Raw genomic sequence first — 19,495 nt, forward strand, 5'->3', positions numbered from 1 at the left:
AACAGATTGCACGCAATGGAACCGGCGCGGCGCGCGCGGGTTTGCTCGGGCATGGACGGCCCTCTCGAATGGTTCGGCGCGATCGGCGCCATCGTCGCCGCCGGCATGATCGCGGCGGACCTTGGCCGACGCTGGACTGGGTGGGCCTTCGTGCTGTTCGTGGCCGTATCGGGTGCGTGGATCGCCTCGGGCCTTGCCAATGCGACCACGCCGATCGTCGTGCAGAACGCGCTGCTGCTGGCGGTGAACGGCTGGGGCGTGTGGCAATACCTGCTCAGCCCCACCAAGAAGCGCGAGATCGAGAAGGCCGAGGAGATTGCCGAGGAAGCAAAGGCCGAGGTGGCGGCGGAGGATGCTGCTACGTGACAATTAGCCTCGGCTGATGGCCCTGCCCGGTCTGCTTATTTTACGCCGATGCCGCGCTCCGCCATGAAGGCGCGAGGCAAGGGATCGGGAGTCAGCACGCATGACCATTCATCTGACGCGGCGCGGATTCGTGGGATCGGGCGCGGCGCTGGCAAGCACGCTGGCAAGCGGCGGCGCGAGCCTTGGCGCAGAGCCGCCGCGCCTTGCCCGCGTGATCCTCGACAACGATTTCGCAGGCGATCCCGACGGGCTGTTCCAACTGGCGCACCACCTGCTGTGCAAGTCGTTGCGCGTGTCGCTGATCGTCGGATCGCACCTGCCCCAGATGCCGTTTTCCGGCCCGAACGCGCCGGTCCCCACAGGCGCTGCGGCAGCGGCCAAGGCGCGCCAGCTGATCGAGATCATGCGCCTGCCTGCTCCGCCGATCGTCGCGGGCGCGGACACCTCGATCCCCGCACGCAATGCGTGGAAGCCCACCGTCTCCACCGCCGCCATCGTGCGCGAGGCGATGCGCGAGGACACCAATGAACCGCTGGTCTATTGCGTCGGTGCCGGCCTCACCGACCTCGCGCTGGCATGGCTCGCCGAACCACGCATCGGCAAGCGATTGAAGCTGATCTGGATCGGCGGGCGCGAGCATCCCGGCCTTGCCGCTCCCCCGCCCGGCCCCGACGAGGCAGAGTTCAACTTCACCATCGATCCGATCGCCGCGCAGGTGATCTTCAACGAATCCGACATCGAGATCTGGCAGGTCCCGCGCGACGCCTATCGCCAGATGCTATTCCCCAATGCCGAGATCGAGGAGCTTGGCGCAACCGGCCCGCTCGGCGCGCACCTCAAGGCGCAGATCGACAAGGTGGTCGAAGTCATGGCCAGCATCCCCGGCCTGCCCCCGATCCCGCCGACCGAGACCTACGTGCTGGGCGACAGCCCGCTGGTGACGCTGACCGCGCTCGTCACGCAATTCCAGCCCGACCCCGCCTCCAGCCGCTACACCGCGAAGCCTACCCCAAGGCTGAATGCGGACGGCACCTACGCGGACACCCCCTCTGGCCGCCCGATGCGCGTCTACACGCAGGTCGATGCCGAGCTGACCTTCCGCGATATGCTCGCCAAGTTCCGGGCGCATATGCGGGGGCGGTGAACGGCGCTGGCCTCCTGATCGCCCGGCCGCAGCGCTCGGCCTGATCTTTTCCGTCCCCATGGCGCCAAGGTCAGGACAGGCGTATCATGGGCACGTCCGCTCCCTTGCGACACGTACCTCGCTTCGTGGTGCGGGTAGACGACGGCCCGCAACGGGCTGGCGTATCGGGAGTATGGGAGATGAAGAAGCTCGGTGAAGAAGTCCATGTCGACGTAGACGAAGCGCGCGCAGGGGCGACACTCCATGTCATGCGCTACGTGCTTGGAGCCAGCCTGTTGCTCGCCATCGTGGCGCTTTCAACGGTCTGGATCACCGGAGCGGTCTCGCAACTTCCAAGGCATGGATGGGCGGTGACCGCAGAGGAACACGCGCTCGGCCACTGAAGGCCGTTCCATCGGTCGGCACCATCGCCAACGCAAGAAGGGCCGCCCAACCGGACGGCCCCTCCCTGATCTTGCGATGCCTTGCGAGGCTTAGCCCGCGAGACGCCCGAACGCGGCGGCGCCAGCATAGACGGCGTTGCGGCCGAGCTCTTCCTCGATGCGGATCAGCTGGTTGTACTTGGCCAGACGGTCCGAGCGCGCCAGCGAGCCGGTCTTGATCTGGCCACAGTTGGTGGCAACCGCGAGGTCCGCGATGGTCGCGTCCTCGGTCTCGCCCGAACGGTGCGACATCACCGCCGTGTAGCCGTTGCGCTGCGCGATGCTGACGGCTTCGAGCGTCTCGGTCAGCGTGCCGATCTGGTTGACCTTCACCAGCAGCGAGTTGGCGAGGCCCTTGCCGATGCCCATCGTCAGGCGCCTGGGGTTGGTGACGAACAGGTCATCGCCCACCAGCTGCACCTTCTTGCCCACCTTGGCGGTGAGCGCGGCCCAGCCTTCGAAGTCGTCTTCGCTCATGCCGTCCTCGATCGACTTGATCGGGTAGGCATCGCACAGCGCCGCGAGGTAGTCGGCCATGGCGTCGGGCGAGAGCGAGAGGCCTTCGCCGCTGATCTCGTACTTGCCGTTCTTGAAGAACTCGGTCGCGGCGCAGTCGAGCGCCAGCACGATGTCGGTGCCCGGCTTGAAGCCCGCCTTCTCGATCGAGGCCATCACGAAATCGAGCGCGTCGCGGGTGCTGGCGATGTTGGGAGCAAAGCCGCCTTCGTCGCCCACGCCCGTGGCAAGGCCCTTCTCGTGCAGGCCCTTCTTCAGGGTGTGGAACACTTCGGCGCCCCAGCGCACGGCTTCGGCGAGCGAAGGCGCGCCGACCGGCATGATCATGAATTCCTGGAAGTCGATCGGGTTGTCGGCATGTTCGCCGCCGTTGATGATGTTCATCATCGGCACCGGCAGGACATGCGCCGAAACGCCGCCGACATAGCTGTAAAGCGGCAGGCCGCGCGCATCGGCCGCAGCCTTGGCCACGGCAAGGCTGGTGCCGAGGATGGCGTTGGCGCCGAGGTGCGACTTGTTCTCGGTGCCGTCCAGTTCGATCATGGCGAGGTCGATGTCGCGCTGGTCCTCGGCGTCGAGGCCGACAAGCAGTTCGGCGATGTCGCTGTTCACGGCGGTGACCGCCTTGGTCACGCCCTTGCCCATGTAGCGCCCCTTGTCGCCATCGCGCAGTTCGACGGCTTCGTGCGCGCCGGTCGAGGCGCCCGAGGGCACGGCGGCGCGGCCGAACGAGCCGTCTTCGAGCAACAAGTCGACTTCGACAGTGGGGTTGCCACGGCTGTCGAGGATCTCGCGGGCGTGAATGTCAATGATCGCGGTCATGGTGGGCTCCCCCCTGATGTGGGCAAGATCGCCGATATGGCGACATGTGGAACGAGCGGCCGGGTCCGGGCCTTGGGGCGGCTCCTATCGGCTGGAACCGGCGCAAGCAACCCGCGTTGAACGCTTCGAACGCCTGCTATTGCGCAGGTGCAACATTTGCGGGCAATAAACGTCGCGATCGTCTATTGTCCGCTTCCCTTTCCGGGACTGGCCCCACGTTGCAGAGGAACCGACCCATGGCTGACACCACCGCTCCCACCGCCGACACCGACATTGGCGCTGCCACCCCGGTCGAGGGCGCGCCCGAAGGTCTGGCGGATGCCAAGACCCGCTTCGGCAAGGCGATCGAGGAAGCCAAGGCCGGCGCCGCCGCGCTGAAGGACGAAGCCCTTGGCCGCACCGCCGCCTACAAGGATGCCGCCGCCAGCACCGCCAGCGACTGGCAGGAGCAGGCCGGTGCCTATGCCTCGCAGGCCAAGGAGAAGGGTGCCGAACTCGCCAAGGTCGGCAAGACCAAGGCCAGCGACGCGCTTTCCGCGCTGGGCCAGACGATTTCGGGCAGCGCCGCCACGATCGATGAAAAGCTGGGCGTCCAATATGGCGATTATGCCCGCAGCGCTGCGCGCAAGGTACAGGAAACCGCTGCCAGCCTCGAAGCCAAGGACTTCGCCGAACTGGGCGAGGACCTGAAGGAAACCGTGCGGAAGAGCCCGGCACTGGCCGTCGGCATCGCCGCGGTGGCAGGCTTCGCGCTGGCGCGGCTGTTCTCGGGCTCGGACAAGACCGACGCCTGATGCCGCCCGCCGGAGTGCTGGCCGCATGACCGAGACCGAACCGACGCGGGATGGCGCGCGCGACTTCGCGCTGGGCGATGGCATCCGTGCGCTGCTGGAAGATGGCCAGACGCTGTTCGAGGCGGAACTGGCCTTTCAGCAGGCGCGGGTAGGCTATGCGCTCGGTCGCGCGAAGGGAATTGCGCTGCTGCTGGTGGCCGCGCTGTTCTTCGCCTTCTTCCTGCTGGTGGCGCTGGTGGTCGGGCTGCTGCTCGCGCTCACGCCGCTGGTGGGGGCGTGGGGCGCGCTGGGGATCGTCGGGCTGGCGCTGCTGGCCGGGACCGCCGGGTGCTTCTTCAGCGCCGTTTCGCGTTACCGCACCGCGCGCGACGTGATCATGGGCAAGGATGCAAGCGCATGAGCGATGCCCCTCGCCTGGCCGAACTGCGCGGCCTGCGCACCGAAGCGTGGGTGCTCGTGCGCAAGGACATCGACGACTTGCGCGCAGGGCTTGAAGCCCGGTCCATCGGCCAGCGCATCAAGGACGCCGCGACCGGCGAAGTCGTCGACGTGGTGGAAACCGCGCGCGACGTCGCTGCCGAGAACAAGACGGTGATCGGCCTCACCCTCGCCGCGCTCGTCGGCTGGTTCCTGCGCCGCCCGATCGCAGGCGTCGCGCAGAACCTGGGCGACGCCATTGCCGACATGATCGAGCGCTGATCGCAATTTTTCCGTTTCAGGAGAATACCGTGACCGAAGATACCGCAACCCGCCTCCGCGAACGCCTCGATTCCGCCAAGGCGCGCGACATCGCCCGCTCCGGCGTGGAAACCGTCAAGGGCGTGATCGAGGAACATCCCGTCGCCGCGCTGGCGGGCGGCATCCTGATCGGCGCGCTGATCGCGCGGATGATTCCCCGTTCGCCGGTCAGGAAGGCCGGCAAGAGCGCGGGCGCGCTGGCTGCGCTGGGGGCCGAACTGGCCGTCGCCTATGCCACCAAGGCCGCCGAAAAGGGCCGCGAAGGCGTGCACAAGCTGGAGGACATCGGCGGGACGGTCGGCGAGAAGCTTGGCGATGGCGCCAGCGAGGCGAAGAAGCGCGCCGTCGATTTCGCGGACATCGCCACGGCCGCGCTGCGCGACGTGGGCGAGATGGCGATCCGCCGCGCAAACGAATTCAAGGACCGCGTGAAACCCTAATTGGCACTACGCCCTTAGTCGCACTTGCAACTGCCCATTCCTTTTGCCAGTGGCGCTAGCGAATCTTCCTCCCCTCAAGGAACAATCGCTATGCAAAAGCTGCACCTCGTGATGGGTGGCCGGGTCAAGGACCCGCAGGGCCTCGAATTCGTCGATCTGGGCGCCATCGACATGGTCGGGGTCTATCCCGACTATGCCAGCGCCGAAGACGCCTGGCGCGGCGCGGCGCAGCGCACGGTCGACGACGCGGAAATGCGCTACGTGATCGTCCACCTGCACCGCCTGCTGGAACCCAAGCTGCCCGAAGCCTGAGTTCGTCCGGCACGACACGAAAAAGGCCCCGGAAGGTAAACTTCCGGGGCCTTTTTCGTGCCTTCAACGCACCCTTGGTGCGTTTCAGGTGCGGTCAGGTGTCGTTCGGATCAGATGAACTCGATCTTTTCGACCACGTAGAACTTGTCGCCCGAGGGCACCGTGACCTCGATCTCCTCTTCGACCTTCCGGCCGATCAGGGCGCGGCCGAGCGGCGAGTTGTAGCTGATGCGGCCAACCTTGGCGTCGGCTTCGGCCTGGCCCACGATCTGGTAACGCACCTGCTTGTCGTCGTCGTCGAGCAGGGTCACGGTCGCGCCGAACACGATGCGGTCGCCCGACAGCGTGGTGGGATCGATGATGTGCGCGCGGCTGATCTTGTCCTCAAGATCGGCGATCGTCGCTTCGACCTGGCCCTGACGCTCCTTGGCGGCGTGGTATTCGGCGTTTTCCGAAAGGTCGCCGTGGGCGCGCGCTTCCTCGATGGCGTCGACGATCTTGGGGCGCTCCTCGCGCAGCGCTTTCAGCTCGACGGTCAGCTTGTCATAGCCTTCCTGGAGCATCGGCAGCTTTTCGACACTGGCCATCAGTATTCCTTCTTCTTTCAATCCCTTGCGCTACTCCAGCAAGGGAAAACCGTTCCCGCCGGGCCGCACGGGCGGCCCGGGACTTCACATCCGGCGGTGGTGGGGGAACCCGTGGAAGCTCAGCGATAATAATCCTGCAGCGAGCGGACCGCAAGGTGGGCGCGCCCGAGCGCCTCGATCGCTTCCGCAGTCGCGACGGAAGCCGCCGCGGTGGTGAAGTACGGCACCTTGCCGCCCAACGCCGACCCACGGATCGAGGCGGAGTCCTTGTGGCTCTGCCAGCCTTCGGTGGTGTTGAAGATCAGCGACACGTCACCGTCGATGATGCGATCGACGATGTGCGGGCGCCCTTCGGCCACCTTGTTGACGCGCTCCACCGCCACGCCGTGTTCGGCAAGGAAGCTGGCAGTGCCACCCGTCGCCACGATCCTGAAGCCGAGGCCTGCCAGCTTCTGCACCGCAGGCAGCACGACCGGCTTGTCGCTGTCCTTGACCGAGACGAACAGCGTGCCGCCGGTCGGCAGGCGTGTGCCCGCGCCCAGCTGCGCCTTGGCGAAGGCGACCGCGAACGTGTCGTCGATGCCCATGACTTCGCCGGTCGACTTCATTTCGGGCGAAAGCACCGGGTCGACACCGGGGAAGCGCGCGAACGGGAACACCGCTTCCTTGACCGCCATGTAGTCGATCTCGCGCTTGATCGCGGGCAGATCGGCAAGCTTTTCGCCCGCCATCACGCGCGCGGCGAACTTGGCGATGGGCTGGCCGATCGCCTTGGCGACAAACGGCACCGTGCGGCTGGCGCGCGGGTTTACCTCGATGAGATAGACCTTGCCGTCCTTCACCGCGAACTGGATGTTCATCAGCCCACGCACCGACAGCCCGTTGGCGAGCAGGACCGCCTGGCGCTCCATCTCGGCCACGATCTCGGGCGGAAGGCTGTAGGGCGGCAGGGTGCAGGCGCTGTCGCCCGAATGGATGCCCGCTTCCTCGATGTGCTGCATCACGCCCGCGACCGTCACCTGATCGCCGTCGGCCAGCGCATCGACGTCGCATTCGATCGCATCGCGCAAGTACTGGTCGATCAACACGGGGCTGTCGCCCGACACCTTCACGGCGGTGGCGATGTAGTCCTCAAGCTGCGCCTGGCTGTCGACGATCTCCATCGCGCGACCACCCAGCACGTAGCTGGGGCGCATCAGCACCGGGTAGCCGATGCGCGTGGCCACGGCGATCGCCTCGTCGCGGCTGCGTGCAATGCCGTTGGCGGGCTGGAGCAGGCCCAGCTTTTCCACGAGCGCGGCAAAACGTTCGCGGTCTTCGGCAAGGTCGATCGAATCCGGGCTGGTGCCCAGGATCGGGATGCCGGCATCCTGCAGCGCCTGCGCCAGCTTCAGCGGAGTCTGCCCGCCGAACTGGACGATCACGCCGACCAGCTCGCCCTTCGACTTTTCGAGTTCCAGGATTTCCAGCACGTCCTCGGCCGTCAGCGGCTCGAAGTACAGGCGGTCGGAGGTATCGTAGTCGGTCGAGACGGTTTCGGGGTTGCAGTTGACCATGATGGTCTCGAACCCGGCGTCTTCCAGCGCGAAGCAGGCGTGGCAGCAGCAGTAATCGAACTCGATGCCCTGCCCGATGCGGTTCGGGCCGCCGCCGAGGATCACGACCTTCTTGCGGTCCGAAGGGTTGGCCTCGTTCTCCGGCTCGCCGAACAGTGCGCCTTCATAGGTCGAGTACATATACGGCGTCACCGCCTCGAACTCGGCGGCGCAGCTGTCGATGCGCTTGAACACCGGGCGCACGCCCAGCTTGTGGCGCAGCGCGCGCACCTCGTCCTCGCTGGTTGCGCCGCCCATGGCGCGGATCGCATCGTGCAGCAGGCCCGAACGCTTGGCCTGGGTTTCCCCCAGGCCGCCCGCGACGCCGACCGAGCGCACCGCCAGCGTGGCAAGGCGACGGTCGGAAAAGCCCATGGCCTTCAGGCGGCGCATCCCGGCGGCATCGACCGGCAGGCCATTGGCCTGCACGTTCGCTTCCTCGGCGATGATCTCGGCAATGTGACGCAGGAACCACGGCTCGTACTTGGTGACGGCGTGGACGTCCTCGACGGTGAAGCCTTCGCGGAAGGCCTGGCCGACCGCGAGCAGGCGCTCAGGGGTGGCGCGGCTCAGCACGGCCTTGATCTCGTCGCGGCTTGCGCCTTCCAGCTCGACCACGCGGTTGAAGCCGTCGAGCCCGGTTTCGAGCCCGCGCAGCGCCTTCTGCAGCGATTCCTTGAAGTTGCGGCCGATGGCCATGACTTCGCCGACCGACTTCATCGCGGTGCCGAGGTTCGATTCAGCGCCCTTGAACTTTTCGAAGGCGAAGCGCGGGATCTTGGTGACGACGTAGTCGATCGTCGGTTCGAACGCCGCCGGGGTGGCCCCGGTGATGTCGTTGGTGATCTCGTCGAGCGTGTAGCCCACGGCGAGCTTCGCCGCGACCTTGGCGATGGGGAAGCCCGTGGCCTTCGACGCCAGCGCCGACGACCGCGACACGCGCGGGTTCATCTCGATCACGATCAGGCGGCCATCGGCGGGATTGACAGCGAACTGCACGTTCGAACCGCCGGTTTCCACGCCGATCTCGCGCAGCACCGCGATGCTGGCGTTGCGCATGATCTGGTATTCCTTGTCGGTCAGCGTCAGCGCCGGCGCGACGGTGATGGAATCGCCCGTGTGGACGCCCATCGGATCGACGTTCTCGATCGAGCAGATGATGATGGCGTTGTCGTTGCGATCACGCACGACTTCCATCTCGTATTCCTTCCAGCCGAGGAGCGATTCCTCGATCAGGACTTCGGTCGTCGGGCTGGCTTCAAGCCCGCCGCGCACGATCTTGACGAATTCGTCCTTGTTGTAGGCGATGCCGCCGCCGGTGCCGCCCATGGTGAAGCTGGGGCGGATGATCGAGGGCAGGCCCGTCGTCTCCAGCACGGCCAGCGCTTCTTCCACGGAGTGGGCCACGCCCGAACGCGCCGATTCCAGCCCGATCTTGTCCATCGCCTCGCGGAAGCGCTGGCGATCCTCGGCCTTGTCGATGGCATCGGCATTGGCGCCGATCATCTGCACGCCGTACTTTTCCAGCGTGCCGTCGTTGAACAGCGCCAGCGCGGTGTTGAGCGCGGTCTGCCCGCCCATCGTCGGCAGCAGCGCGTCGGGGCGCTCCTTCTCGATGATGCGCGCGACGATCTCGGGCGTGATCGGCTCGACATAAGTCGCGTCGGCCATGTCCGGATCGGTCATGATCGTGGCGGGGTTCGAATTGACGAGGACGATGCGATAGCCCTCTTCCTTCAGCGCCTTCACCGCCTGCGTGCCCGAATAGTCGAACTCGCAAGCCTGGCCGATGATGATCGGCCCGGCGCCGATGATCAGAATCGAGGAGATGTCAGTGCGTTTGGGCATTTTCGCTCTCGTGTCTCGACACCCGGATCACGATTGATACCGTGCCGGGCTGGAATATCTCAAATCTGCCGCTCAACCGAGCGACGCGACGAACTTTTCGAACAGGTAGAAGCTGTCCTGCGGTCCCGGCGAGGCCTCGGGGTGGTACTGCACCCCGAAGGCCTTCTTGCCCTTGACCGCGATGCCGCAGTTCGAGCCGTCGAACAGCGAGACGTGGGTTTCCTCGACCGTATCGGGCAGCGCGGCATTGTCGACCGCGAAGCCGTGGTTCATCGAGGTGATCTCGACCACGCCGTCGGCCTTGCGCAGAACCGGGTGGTTCGCGCCGCGATGGCCCTGGTGCATCTTGGTGGTGCGTGCGCCCGCCGCCAGCGCCAGCATCTGGTGGCCAAGGCAGATGCCGAAGATCGGCACGTCCTTTTCCAGCAGCTTCTGGATCACCGGCACGGCATAGGCGCCGGTCGCGGCAGGATCGCCCGGGCCGTTCGAGAGGAACACGCCCGCGGGGTTGAGCGCGAGGATCTTGTCGGCGCTGGTTTCGGCCGGCACGATCGTAACGTCCGCGCCTGCGGCCACCAGGTTGCGGAAGATGTTGTCCTTGGCGCCGAAATCCATGGCGACGACGTGCGGGCGGCCATTACCTTCAGGCTTGGTGAAGCCTTCACCCAGCTTCCAGATCGAGCCTTCCCATTCCTCGTTGGCTTCGCGCGTGACCTTGATGGCAAGGTCCATGCCTTCGAGCCCCGGCCAGGAACGCGCGCGCTCGACCAGCGCGGGAATGTCGAAATTGCCCTTGGGATCGTGCGCGATCACTGCGTTGGGCGCGCCCGACAGGCGGATGCGGCGGGTCAGTGCGCGAGTGTCGATCCCGGCAAGGCCGATCTTCCCTTGCGTTTCCATCCACTTCTGGAAGGTGCCGGTGGAGCGGAAGTTGGCGGGATCGGTCACGTCCTCGCGCACCACGCAGCCGATCGCGCCGGGCACGCCCGCGCTTTCGACGTCCTCGGGGTTGACGCCGACGTTGCCGATGTGGGGGAACGTGAAGGTCACGACCTGCCCCGCGTAGGATGGATCGGTCATCACTTCCTGATAGCCGGTCATGGCCGTGTTGAAGCACACTTCGCCCACCGAGGCGCCAACCGCGCCGAAGCCCCGTCCCCAGGCCACCGAACCATCCGCAGTCACGAGGACTCCCGTCGCGCCTTCAGGTTTGGGCGCGTGCGAAAGTGCGGGGTCGGCCATGATTTGGGGCGCTCCGTTGGCAAGGGATATGACGATGTTGCTAAGGCTCGCCCGCTAGACCTACCGCGCCGCAGCGTCAACCTAGCGGAGGCAGAAAGTTTCGCCTACATGACGGGTTCGGGTGCGACCATGACGCGCCATCCCCACATATCTGGATACAGGAAATCACGATGATCCGCGATACGATCAAGGCCGCGCAGGTCGCTTCGATGAAGGCGGGCGACAAGCCGCGCCTCGCCGCCGTCCGCCTGATCCTCGCCAAGCTGAAGGACAAGGACATCGAACTGCGCACCGCCGCCAGCGTGCCCGACGACGACGTGCTGGTGGTCGACGTGCTGCAGAAGATGGCCAAGCAGCGCCGCGAATCGATTGCGCTCTACGAACAGGGCGGGCGCCAGGAACTCGCCGACATCGAAAAGGGCGAACTGGCGGTAATCGAGGAATTCCTGCCACAGCAGCTGTCCGAGGACGACACCAAGGCCGCGATCGCCGCGATCATCGCCGAAACCGGCGCTGCGGGGATGAAGGACATGGGCAAGGTCGTCGCGGCGTTGAAGGCCAGGCACGGCAGCCAGCTCGACATGGGCAAGGCAAGCGGGCTGGTGAAGGCGGCGCTTTCCGCCTGATGCGGGCATGAGCCTCTCCCCCCAATGGCTGGACGAACTGCGCAGCCGGATCTCGCTGTCGGGCGTGATCGGGCGCAGTGTGCGCGTCCAGAAGGCGGGGCGCGAGTTCAAGGCGTGCTGCCCGTTCCACAACGAGAAGACGCCCAGCTTCACGATCAACGACGACAAGGGCTTCTATCACTGCTTCGGCTGCGGCGCGCATGGCGACGTCATCCGCTGGATGACCGACCATCAGGGCCTGCCGTTCATGGACGCGGTCAAGGAACTGGCGGCGCAGGCGGGGATGGACGTGCCCGCCCCCGACCCGCGCGCGGCCCAGCGGGCCGAGCAGCACAAGTCGCTGCACGACGTAATGGCGGCGGCACAAGCCTACTTCGTCGATTCGCTGCACGGCCCCGGCGGCGCGGCGGCGCGCAGCTACCTTGCATCGCGCGGGTTTCCGGCCAGCATCGTGCGCGAATTCGGCTTCGGCTACGCCCCGAACGACCGGCAGGGAATGAAGGCGGCACTCTCTGCCTTTCCCGAAGCCATGCTGATCGAGGCGGGCCTGCGCATCGTGGTCGAAGGAAAGGATCCCTACGACCGCTTCCGCGACCGGCTGATGCTGCCGATTCTCGACGCACGGGGCCGCGTGATCGCCTTCGGCGGGCGCATCCTGTCGGCGGAAAAGACCGATGCGCCCAAATACCTGAACTCCCCCGACACGCCGTTGTTCGACAAGGGGCGCACCGTCTACAACCTGCACCGCGCCGGGCCGCCTGCGCGGCATTCGGGCCGGATCGTGGTGGTCGAAGGCTACATGGACGTGGTCGCGCTGGCCGCCGCCGGGATTGCCGAGGCAGTGGCCCCGCTCGGCACCGCGCTGACCGAGCACCAGATCGAACGGCTTTGGCGCGTCACCGAATGTCCCACCTTGTGCTTCGATGGCGATAGCGCCGGCCAGCGCGCAGCGATGCGCGCAGTGGTGCGCGCGCTGCCGATGCTGATGCCGGGCCATAGCTTGCGCATCGTCACCCTGCCGCAGGGCATGGACCCGGATGACGTGGTCAAGCGGCAAGGCCCGCAGGCGATGGAAGCCCTGCTGGGCGAGGCGCGCAGCCTTGTTGACGTTCTGTGGGAGGCCGAGCGCGATGCCGCGCCGCTGGCCACGCCCGAGGACAAGGCGGGCCTGAAAGCGCGGCTGCTGGCGCATTGCGAGACGATCCGGCATCCCGACATCAAGGCGCTCTACCGCAGCGAGCTGACCCGGCGGTTCGGAGACCTCGCCTATGCCCGGCCCGAGCGTCCGCCGTTCCAGCCACAGCAGCGCAAGGCCGCGCCGCGTTCCGGCGGGAAAGGCCAGCCGTGGAAGCCTGCCCCGCCGCCGCTGGCGCAGGAGGATTCGCAGCGCCTGCGCAATGTCGGGCTTGGTATCAGCCCTGCTCCCTTGCGCGCGCTGCTGGTCGCGCTGATCGAGCGGCCAGACCTGATCGCTGCGCATGCCGAGGCGCTGGCAGGCATTCACACGGAAGATGCCGCGCTTGCCGCGACGCTCGACGCGCTGCTGGCCATCGCGGCGAATGGCGGATCGCTTGAATCGGGGCGCATCAAGACCATATTGGCGGAACGCAGGATCGATGCGCCCACTCTCGCCTCGCTCGGCAGCCTCCGATACGGTTTGATCGGCGACTCGGGAGTCGATGGCGATGCTCTGGCGGGCGCGATCATCCTGCTGGTGGAGATTCCGATGGTCGACGAGGCCCTCGCCGAGGCAAATCGGCGCTATCAGGCCGAGTTAACCCCGGAAACCGAAGCCGAGAAGGAACGATTGCTGCAACGAAGGCTGGCGTTGCTTGCCCGTTTGGGGCAGATGGGCCGTGCTCGGCTTTCGTTATAATTATACGACACACGCGGTCCGGCCTCGCAAGGGTCGGCGGATGACAGGTGGTACCGGGTTTCAATGGCTTCCAACGACAAGACCGATAGCGGCGACGCTCCGCTGATCGACCTCAACGACGCTTCGATCAAGAAGTTGATCGCGCGCGCCAAGCGCCGCGGCATCATCACTTATGACGAGCTGAACGAGGCCCTGCCGCAGGACCAGATGTCTTCCGAGCAGATCGAGGACATCATGGCCGCGATCTCGGAAATGGGCGTCAACATCGTCGAAAGCGACGAAGACGCGGTCGATCCCGAGGAGAAGCAGGCGGACGACGACCTCGACGAGGCCGAGACCGTCGAGGACCGCCCCGACATCGTCAAGCGCAAGGAAACGATCGAGCGCACCGACGACCCGGTTCGCATGTACCTGCGCGAGATGGGCGCGGTCGAGCTGCTGAGCCGCGAAGGCGAAATCGCCATCGCCAAGCGCATCGAAGCCGGTCGCGACACCATGATCATGGGGCTGTGCGAAAGCCCGATCACCTTCCACGCGATCATCCAGTGGTCCGAAGCGCTCAACGCGGGCGAAATGCAGCTGCGCGAGATCCTCGATCTCGACGCGATGCTGTCGAAGGAGCCGCAGCCGGAAAACCTCTCCGAAGACGGTGAGGAAGTCGACGGCGAGATCACCGAAGCCACCGCCGGCCCCACCTTCAAGGAAGAAGAGGACGTCGAGGAAGAGGAGACCGCCGACGACGAGGACGACGAGCTGCGCGAGCGCCGCGCCCGTCCCGCCGAAGAGGAAGAGGAGGACAACACCCTCAGCCTCGCGCAGATGGAAGCGCAGCTCAAACCTGCGGCGCTCGAACGCTTCGCCGAGATCACCAGCCTGTTCCGCCAGTTCGAGAAGCTGCAGGCCGACCGGCTCGACGCGCTCGGCCTTGGCAACGCCTTCCCCGCGGCCAAGGAAGCACAGTACCACAAGCTGCGCGAAGAACTGACCGCGCAAGTGGAATCGGTGCAGTTCCACGCGACCAAGATCGAATACCTGGTCGACAACCTCTATGCCTTCAACCGTCGCCTGACGACGCTGGGCGGCCAGATGCTGCGCCTTGCCGAGCGCCACAAGGTGTCGCGCAAGGACTTCCTCGACCGCTACGTCGGCAACGAGCTGGACGACAGCTGGCTGCAGGCCAACGCCGGGCGCGACAAGAAGTGGGCCGCCTTCGCCGCCAACGAAGCGGGCGCGGTCGAACGCATCCGCGCCGAGGTTTCGGACATCGCGAGCGCGACCGGCATGTCGCTCGCCGAATTCCGCCGCATCGTGAACACCGTCCAGAAGGCCGAGCGCGAAGCGCGTATCGCCAAGAAGGAAATGGTCGAGGCGAACCTGCGCCTGGTTATCTCCATCGCCAAGAAGTACACCAACCGCGGTCTGCAGTTCCTGGATCTCATCCAGGAAGGCAACATCGGCCTGATGAAGGCGGTCGACAAGTTCGAATACCGCCGCGGCTACAAGTTCAGCACGTATGCGACGTGGTGGATCCGTCAGGCGATCACGCGTTCGATCGCAGACCAGGCGCGCACGATCCGTATTCCGGTCCACATGATCGAGACGATCAACAAGCTGGTGCGCACCAGCCGCCAGTTCCTGCACGAGCAGGGCCGCGAGCCGACGCCGGAAGAAATGGCCGAGCGCCTTTCGATGCCGCTGGAAAAGGTGCGCAAGGTGATGAAGATCGCCAAGGAGCCGATCTCCCTCGAAACGCCGATCGGCGACGAGGAAGATTCGCACCTGGGCGATTTCATCGAGGACAAGAACGCGATCATCCCGGTTGACGCGGCCATTCAGGCCAACCTCAAGGAAACCGTGACGCGGGTTCTGGCGAGCCTGACCCCGCGCGAAGAACGCGTGCTGCGCATGCGCTTCGGCATCGGCATGAACACCGACCACACGCTCGAAGAAGTCGGCCAGCAGTTCTCGGTCACCCGCGAACGCATCCGCCAGATCGAAGCCAAGGCCCTGCGCAAGCTCAAGCACCCGAGCCGCAGCCGCAAGATGCGGTCTTTCTTGGATCAGTAAGGCAGGCAGTCTGAAGATTTGCGGCTGGGGAAGTAGAATATTAGGAGTGGCAGTGAACATCCGCTTCACCCTTATCGCCCTAGCCGCGCTCTCCAGTTGCGAAGCTCCGAAACACAGCGCCACACCCTCGACCAAAAACCTCTTTTCCTTTAGGAATATGGTCGCACTTGAAACTAAAATTGACGAAGCTTCGTCGCAAGATATTCTTACTGAATGCCAAAAGAATTACGATGATGGATCCACGCTATGTGGATTTCATAGATCTCAAATTGCTGGCGTCGACGTACAGAATGCCAAGGCGCAATTCGTTGATGGGACTTTCGATTATTTGGATGCTACATTTAATTCAGTAGAATACGTCCGACTGCGCAATCAGCTAATTCAGGTATACGGAAAACCGTGTCAGTCTGAAGCCGCTGAAGCCAAACACCGAGCTGCGCTTGGCCTCCGTGATCGTGGCCGGGAGACGCAGTGGTGTTTCGACAACGGCTTTCTATCCTTGATGGAAGGCTCGCGACACGGCTGGGATGGCGGGGAACTAGAATTCATTTCAAACCGCCAGCCACAATCTGACGCTAAGCTTAGTCAGTCAAACATCTGATATCGCTTGCTGGCTGACCCGCATTTTGAAGCACGCTCTCTTGGGCATGCAGGCCGATTTGCGGTGGATTGCATCGTGACATCGGCCTAAAGGGCCGCCAACGACTCCCCGAGAACACGTCAGGCAAAACCCGATCCCATGCGCATTGCCATTGCTTCCGACCACGCCGCCGTCGATCTCAAGGCCGCCTTGCGCGAATACCTGATCGGCCTCGGTCACGAAGTCGCCGATCTCGGCCCTGAAACCGCCGACCGGGTGGACTACCCCGATTATGGCTACAAGCTCGCCGCCGTCGTTGCCGAAGGCATCGTCGATTATGGCGTGGCGCTCTGCGGCTCGGGCATCGGTATCTCGATCGCGGTCAACCGCAACCCTGCGTGCCGCTGCGCGCTGGTCGGCGAGCCGCTGTCCGCCGCCCTCGCGCGCGAACACAACGACGCCAATGTCATCGCCATGGGCGCGCGGCTGACCGGCGAGGACATGGCCAAGGCCTGCCTCGACGCCTTCCTTTCGACCGAGTTCGGCGGAGGCCGCCACGCGGGCCGCGTCGAAAAGCTTTCCAACCCTTCGTTCTGACCCTTCAGGAGACCGACGCCATGGCCTCTAACGCCCCCGAGATCCGCAAGCCCGGTTTCTTCACCGAGCACCTCGCCACCGCCGACGCCGAAGTCTTCGCCGCGATCCGGGGCGAGTTGAAGCGCCAGCAGAACAAGATCGAACTGATCGCGTCCGAGAACATCACCTCGCTCGCCGTGCTCGAAGCCACGGGTTCGGTGTTCACCAACAAGTACGCCGAAGGCTATCCCGGCAAGCGCTACTACGGCGGCTGCGAATATGCCGACGTGGTCGAAACGCTGGCGATCGAGCGTGCCAAGCAGCTGTTCGGCTGCGCTTTCGCCAACGTGCAGCCCAATTCGGGTAGCCAGATGAACCAGGCCGTGTTCCTCGCCCTGCTGCAGCCGGGCGACACCTTCATGGGGCTCGACCTCAATTCGGGCGGGCACCTGACGCACGGTTCGCCGGTGAACATGAGCGGCAAGTGGTTCAAGCCCGTGCCCTATGGCGTGCGGCCCGACGACCACCTGATCGACATGGACGAGGTTGCCCGCATCGCGCGCGACTGCAAGCCCAAGCTGATCATCGCCGGCGGCACGGCCTATTCCCGCGTGTGGGACTTCCAGCGCTTCCGCGAGATCGCCGATGAAGTGGGCGCCTGGCTGCTGGTCGACATGTCGCACTTCTCCGGCCTCGTCGCCGGTGGCGCGCACCCCTCGCCCTTCCCGCACGCACACGTCGTCACCACCACGACCCACAAGTCGCTGCGCGGTCCGCGCTCGGGCGTGATCCTCACCAATGACGAGGATCTGGCCAAGAAGTTCAACACCGCCGTATTCCCCGGCCTGCAGGGCGGCCCGCTGGTCCACGTGATCGCGGCCAAGGCGGTCGCCTTCGGTGAAGCGCTGCGGCCTGAGTTCAAGGCCTATGCCGCGCAGATCGTCGCCAACGCGCGTGCCCTTGCCGCTTCGCTGGTCGATGCGGGCCTCGGCGTCGTTTCGGGCGGCACGGACAACCACCTGATGCTGGTTGACCTGACCGCCAAGGACGTCACCGGCAAGGCGGCGGAAAAGGGCCTCGATCGCGCGTGGCTCACCTGCAACAAGAACGGTATTCCGTTCGACAAGCGCTCGCCCTTCGTCACCTCGGGCATCCGTCTCGGCACGCCGGCGGGCACCACCCGCGGCTTCCGCGAGGAAGAGTTCCGTGCAATCGGCCAGCTGATCGCCGAAGTGGTGGACGGCATGGCGCGCAACGGCGATGATGGCGATGGCCAGGTCGAGCAGCGCGTGCGCGACAAGGTCGAGGCACTGTGCGCCCAGTTCCCGATCTACCCGGAGCTTTGAACCGATGAGCAGCAACGACGACCTCGCCGCCCGCGCCAAGGCCGAAATTTCGGCCATGGCCAAGCAAGGCATGGACCACCCCTCGACCAAGCCGGTGCTGATCGGCGCGGGTGTGGGCGCGGTGGCGGGGGCGTTGTTGCCGGTGGTTTCGCTGCCGCTGGGCCTTGCCGTGGGTGCAGGCTGGGCCTTCTGGCAGAGGATCAAGAAGTAACCACACGTGCGTTGCCCGTTTTGCGCCCATGACAACAGCCAAGTGAAGGACAGCCGGCCGAGCGAGGACAACACCTCGATCCGCCGGCGCCGTCAGTGCGAAGGCTGCGGCGCGCGCTTCACCACGTTTGAGCGCGTGCAGCTGCGCGAAGTCACCGTGGTCAAGAGCAACGACCGGCGCGAGCCGTTCGACCGCGCCAAGATCGAGCAATCGGTCTCGCTCGCCAGTCGCAAGCGCCCCGTGGCACAGGAACGGCTCGACCAGCTCGTCTCGGGCATTCAGCGGCAGATCGAGACCATGGGCGAGACCGAAGTCACCTCGCGCCAGATCGGCGAAATGGTGATGGAAGGCCTGCGCCAGCTCGACAGCGTGGCTTACATCCGCTTCGCCAGCGTCTATCGCGACTTTTCCGAGGCCAAGGACTTCGAGGAATTCGCCAGCAGCGTGGTCGAGATGAGCGGGCGCGAGGTCGGCGGGCAATGAGCGGAAAACCGATTATCGTGCTGGTGCGCCCGCAACTGGGCGAGAACATCGGCAAGGCCGCGCGCGCCATGCTCAACTTCGGGCTGGACGAGATGCGCCTCGTCTCGCCGCGCGATGGCTGGCCCAACCCATCCGCCGGGCCTGCTGCTGCAGGTGCGGACGTGGTGCTGGAAAAGGCGCAGGTCTACGAAACGCTGGCCGATGCCGTCGCCGATTGCAGCAACGTCTATGCCACCACCGTGCGCAAGCGCGGCGTGACCAAGCCCGTACTGACGCCCGAACAGGCGGCGCGGGATATTGTCGCCGCGCCGGGGCGCAGCGCACTGGTGTTCGGGCCGGAACGTTCGGGGCTGGAAACCGAGGACGTCGCGCTCGCCCGCGCGATCGTGACAGCGCCGATCAACCCCGAATTCGGCTCGCTCAACCTCGCGCAGGCGGTGATCCTGTGCGCCTATGAATATTCCAAGCATCTCGATCTGGTGCAGCCGACGGTCGAAGACCTGCTGCCCCCTGCCCCGCAGGAGGAATTCGAGGGCATGTTCGAGCAGTTGTGCGACCTGCTGGAGCCGCGCGGCTATTTCGAGCCGCACAGCCGCGCCGCCGCCACGCGCCGCACGCTGCGCACGATGCTGACCAAGCCCGCGTGGAACCATCTTGAGCTGCGGACTTTCCGCGGGGTGCTGTCGTCGCTGCGCCGCAAGCCCGGCCCGCGCGAGGAACGCCCCGACTGAGCCTGACTTACTGACCTTGACTCGCCCAGCCAAGCCTGTAAGGGCCGCGCTTCACTTTGGACCCGGTGGAATCTGATTCTGCCGGACATCCTATTGGCCCCGCAATTCCGGTGAAGCGGCGGCCGCATCCGGCAACTGGCCGGATGGTGCGCTCCGGAAGCGACACCGCCGAT

Annotated in this window: 21 protein-coding genes; 17 read left to right on the forward strand and 4 right to left on the reverse strand. The window is 65.5% G+C overall.

The window, feature by feature from the left end; translation table 11 throughout:
- Window positions 1–51: 51 nt before the first annotated feature.
- From K3A84_RS03730 to K3A84_RS03740, 3 genes are all read left to right on the forward strand, one after another.
- Window positions 52–366 carry an RNA-binding protein gene (locus K3A84_RS03730; RefSeq protein ID WP_225007951.1) on the forward strand — a complete coding sequence of 105 codons (315 nt, stop codon included), beginning with the start codon at window positions 52–54 and terminating at the stop codon, window positions 364–366.
- 100 nt (window positions 367–466) lie between these two features.
- The gene (locus K3A84_RS03735; protein WP_225007952.1) at window positions 467–1,510 is read left to right on the forward strand and encodes a nucleoside hydrolase; all 1,044 of its coding nucleotides are present in this window, start codon (window positions 467–469) and stop codon (window positions 1,508–1,510) included.
- A gap of 179 nt (window positions 1,511–1,689) precedes the next feature.
- Window positions 1,690–1,893, forward strand: a complete 204-nt coding sequence (locus K3A84_RS03740) for a hypothetical protein (protein ID WP_225007953.1) — start codon at window positions 1,690–1,692, stop codon at window positions 1,891–1,893.
- Between the two features lie 90 nt (window positions 1,894–1,983).
- Here K3A84_RS03740 and eno read toward each other — a convergent pair whose 3' ends face one another.
- Window positions 1,984–3,270 carry a phosphopyruvate hydratase gene (gene eno, locus K3A84_RS03745; RefSeq protein ID WP_225007954.1) on the reverse strand — a complete coding sequence of 429 codons (1,287 nt, stop codon included), beginning with the start codon at window positions 3,268–3,270 and terminating at the stop codon, window positions 1,984–1,986.
- A gap of 236 nt (window positions 3,271–3,506) precedes the next feature.
- On the opposite strand from eno, the gene K3A84_RS03750 reads away from it, so the two are divergent.
- The 5 genes from K3A84_RS03750 to K3A84_RS03770 all read left to right on the forward strand — a co-directional run bounded on the left by K3A84_RS03750 (window position 3,507) and on the right by K3A84_RS03770 (window position 5,554).
- A complete protein-coding gene (locus K3A84_RS03750) occupies window positions 3,507–4,064 on the forward strand; it encodes a hypothetical protein (RefSeq protein ID WP_225007955.1) in 558 nt (185 codons plus the stop codon).
- Between the two features lie 25 nt (window positions 4,065–4,089).
- The gene (locus K3A84_RS03755; protein WP_225007956.1) at window positions 4,090–4,464 is read left to right on the forward strand and encodes a phage holin family protein; all 375 of its coding nucleotides are present in this window, start codon (window positions 4,090–4,092) and stop codon (window positions 4,462–4,464) included.
- Window positions 4,461–4,763 (forward strand): hypothetical protein, encoded by a 303-nt coding sequence (locus K3A84_RS03760; protein WP_225007957.1) that lies wholly within the window; start codon window positions 4,461–4,463, stop codon window positions 4,761–4,763. The genes K3A84_RS03755 and K3A84_RS03760 overlap by 4 nt, the downstream gene beginning before the upstream one ends.
- A gap of 29 nt (window positions 4,764–4,792) precedes the next feature.
- Window positions 4,793–5,242, forward strand: a complete 450-nt coding sequence (locus K3A84_RS03765; protein ID WP_225007958.1) for a hypothetical protein — start codon at window positions 4,793–4,795, stop codon at window positions 5,240–5,242.
- Between the two features lie 90 nt (window positions 5,243–5,332).
- On the forward strand, window positions 5,333–5,554 hold the full coding sequence (locus tag K3A84_RS03770) for a DUF4170 domain-containing protein (RefSeq protein WP_225007959.1): 222 nt from the start codon (window positions 5,333–5,335) through the stop codon (window positions 5,552–5,554).
- A gap of 110 nt (window positions 5,555–5,664) precedes the next feature.
- On the opposite strand, the gene greA is transcribed toward K3A84_RS03770, so the two are convergent.
- The 3 genes from greA to carA all read right to left on the reverse strand — a co-directional run bounded on the left by greA (window position 5,665) and on the right by carA (window position 10,826).
- Window positions 5,665–6,141, reverse strand: coding sequence for a transcription elongation factor GreA (gene greA / locus K3A84_RS03775; protein ID WP_225007960.1), 477 nt, complete (start codon window positions 6,139–6,141; stop codon window positions 5,665–5,667).
- Window positions 6,142–6,260: 119 nt separating this feature from the next.
- Entirely contained in the window at window positions 6,261–9,584 is a 3,324-nt protein-coding gene (gene carB, locus K3A84_RS03780) for a carbamoyl-phosphate synthase large subunit (protein ID WP_225007961.1), read from the reverse strand.
- Window positions 9,585–9,656: 72 nt separating this feature from the next.
- Window positions 9,657–10,826 (reverse strand): glutamine-hydrolyzing carbamoyl-phosphate synthase small subunit, encoded by a 1,170-nt coding sequence (gene carA / locus K3A84_RS03785; protein ID WP_225007962.1) that lies wholly within the window; start codon window positions 10,824–10,826, stop codon window positions 9,657–9,659.
- A 170-nt stretch (window positions 10,827–10,996) separates the two neighbouring features.
- On the opposite strand from carA, the gene K3A84_RS03790 reads away from it, so the two are divergent.
- From K3A84_RS03790 to K3A84_RS03830, 9 genes are all read left to right on the forward strand, one after another.
- Window positions 10,997–11,452, forward strand: a complete 456-nt coding sequence (locus K3A84_RS03790) for a GatB/YqeY domain-containing protein (protein WP_225007963.1) — start codon at window positions 10,997–10,999, stop codon at window positions 11,450–11,452.
- Window positions 11,453–11,459: 7 nt separating this feature from the next.
- Entirely contained in the window at window positions 11,460–13,328 is a 1,869-nt protein-coding gene (gene dnaG / locus K3A84_RS03795) for a DNA primase (RefSeq protein WP_225007964.1), read from the forward strand.
- 63 nt (window positions 13,329–13,391) lie between these two features.
- Window positions 13,392–15,395 (forward strand): RNA polymerase sigma factor RpoD, encoded by a 2,004-nt coding sequence (gene rpoD, locus K3A84_RS03800; RefSeq protein ID WP_225007965.1) that lies wholly within the window; start codon window positions 13,392–13,394, stop codon window positions 15,393–15,395.
- 52 nt (window positions 15,396–15,447) lie between these two features.
- On the forward strand, window positions 15,448–15,996 hold the full coding sequence (locus tag K3A84_RS03805; RefSeq protein WP_225007966.1) for a hypothetical protein: 549 nt from the start codon (window positions 15,448–15,450) through the stop codon (window positions 15,994–15,996).
- A 138-nt stretch (window positions 15,997–16,134) separates the two neighbouring features.
- On the forward strand, window positions 16,135–16,572 hold the full coding sequence (gene rpiB / locus K3A84_RS03810) for a ribose 5-phosphate isomerase B (RefSeq protein ID WP_225007967.1): 438 nt from the start codon (window positions 16,135–16,137) through the stop codon (window positions 16,570–16,572).
- A 20-nt stretch (window positions 16,573–16,592) separates the two neighbouring features.
- Window positions 16,593–17,897, forward strand: coding sequence for a serine hydroxymethyltransferase (glyA, locus tag K3A84_RS03815; protein WP_225007968.1), 1,305 nt, complete (start codon window positions 16,593–16,595; stop codon window positions 17,895–17,897).
- Window positions 17,898–17,901: 4 nt separating this feature from the next.
- Complete coding sequence (locus tag K3A84_RS03820) at window positions 17,902–18,108, forward strand: hypothetical protein (RefSeq protein ID WP_225007969.1); 207 nt, start codon at window positions 17,902–17,904, stop codon at window positions 18,106–18,108.
- 6 nt (window positions 18,109–18,114) lie between these two features.
- The gene (gene nrdR / locus K3A84_RS03825) at window positions 18,115–18,591 is read left to right on the forward strand and encodes a transcriptional regulator NrdR (RefSeq protein WP_225007970.1); all 477 of its coding nucleotides are present in this window, start codon (window positions 18,115–18,117) and stop codon (window positions 18,589–18,591) included.
- Window positions 18,588–19,322 carry an RNA methyltransferase gene (locus tag K3A84_RS03830; RefSeq protein ID WP_225007971.1) on the forward strand — a complete coding sequence of 245 codons (735 nt, stop codon included), beginning with the start codon at window positions 18,588–18,590 and terminating at the stop codon, window positions 19,320–19,322. Before nrdR ends, K3A84_RS03830 begins: the two co-directional genes overlap by 4 nt.
- Window positions 19,323–19,495: the final 173 nt, after the last annotated feature.

Source organism: Novosphingobium percolationis, from assembly GCF_020179425.1.
Lineage (GTDB): Bacteria > Pseudomonadota > Alphaproteobacteria > Sphingomonadales > Sphingomonadaceae > Novosphingobium > Novosphingobium percolationis.